The following is a 1,597-nucleotide window of genomic DNA, read 5'->3' on the forward strand; positions in this document are numbered from 1 at the left end:
AGTTTGGAGCCCCTCTTTCCTTTGATAATACAAAAGCTGGCTTTGATTCCTTTCTCGATTGGATTGCACAGCTAAGTACGAAACAGGGGATGAATAAGGTTGTCGTGGGAATGGAGCCTACCGGTCATTATTGGCTAAATCTCGCTCATTTCTTGAAAGAACACGGTGTTACGTTCGTTGTGGTTAACCCGATGCATGTTAAGAAAAGTAAAGAGTTAGACGATAACTCACCGACCAAGAACGATGTGAAGGATGCCAGGGTGATTGCGCAGTTAGTCAAAGATGGAAGATACGCTGAGCCTAACATTCCGCAAGGAGTGTATGCCGAACTTCGTGTGGCAAGAAAAATACGTGATCTTTTATCGGTTGACCTTCAAGCTGTGCAGGGACAAATCCATAACTGGTTAGACCGGTATTTCCCAGAGTTTCTGACCGTGTTTAAAGACTGGGAAGGCAAAGCGGCACTCCAATTATTAAAGCTCAATCAACTACCGAATGAGTTAGTAAAACTCTCTGATGAAGAGATACTGGCTCATCTTAAAAAAGCGGTAAAACGTGCAGTGGGTCTTGGAAAGGTGAGAGAGTTAAAGCAGGCAGCCGCTCTTTCGATCGGCATCCGTGAGGGAATAGAGATGGCAAAAGTAGAGATAAGCGTACTCCTTGATAAGTACCATCTCATTAAACAAAAGTTCGAAGAACTAGAATCTAAAATCGATATCTTACTTGAACAGATTCCTGGTGTTCGTCAAATGGTAGCCATCAAAGGAATCGGGAAAGATACCGTGGCAGGCTTTCTGGCAGAGGTCGGAGATCTAAACAACTATTCACATCCCCGCCAAATTATTAAGTTGGCAGGACTCAGCTTAAAAGAAAATACATCAGGTAAACATAAGGGGCAAACCAAGATTACGAAGAGAGGCCGAAAGACCTTGAGAGCTCTCCTCTTTCGAGTGATCATGCCTTTGGTCGCCAAGAACACTGCTTTTAAAGCTTTACATGCGTATTATACGAAACGTCCGAATAATCCATTGAAAAAGATGCAGTCTCTCATCGCTCTGTGTAATAAATTGATACGTATCTTGTTTACCGTGGGTAAAAAACAGTGTGAGTTTAGTGAAGAAAGAATGTTAAGGGACATCCCTCATATGGCACTCGTAAAGAGTGCAGCCTAATCGTTTGATTCCGAAAGTTAATCAGGTGTATAGAAGTTTCAAAGATGTAGTAGACATTTGAAGCACGGATGAGTCAGTCATTGAACTATATTACGGGCAAAGACCCTGGCGGGCAGCATTACTGACATCCACCTCATGGAAAGGTTGGACGAAGGAATTTGGGAGCAAAGACTCTGTGAGACATGGGAGGGTTGACCTCCATGAGAAATGTGGACATCCATAAGTGCAACCATAGGTTAACTTAATATCCACTTTTTGGATGGAAGTGGCTAATTAGTTATGGCTTTTTTTGCCCCTCAGCTCCAAAAATATCCTAAATTTCCTCCTCATTCCAATGAGAAATCGTCTACTATATCTAAATGACTTTGAAAATCTGAGAAAACAAGAGAAAACACGAGATATCCGTTTTATCATAGAGGGAGATA

1 protein-coding gene is annotated in these 1,597 nt (G+C 42.1%); it reads left to right on the forward strand.

Going from position 1 to position 1,597, the window contains the following annotated elements; genetic code table 11:
* Positions 1-1,172 (forward strand): IS110 family RNA-guided transposase (locus MBEAL2_RS28490; protein WP_047155547.1); only part of this gene is annotated, 1,172 nt, incomplete at its 5' end.
* Positions 1,173-1,597 lie beyond the last annotated feature (425 nt).

Origin of the sequence: Aneurinibacillus tyrosinisolvens (genome assembly GCF_001015055.1) — a bacterium.
GTDB lineage: Bacteria > Bacillota > Bacilli > Aneurinibacillales > Aneurinibacillaceae > Aneurinibacillus_A > Aneurinibacillus_A tyrosinisolvens.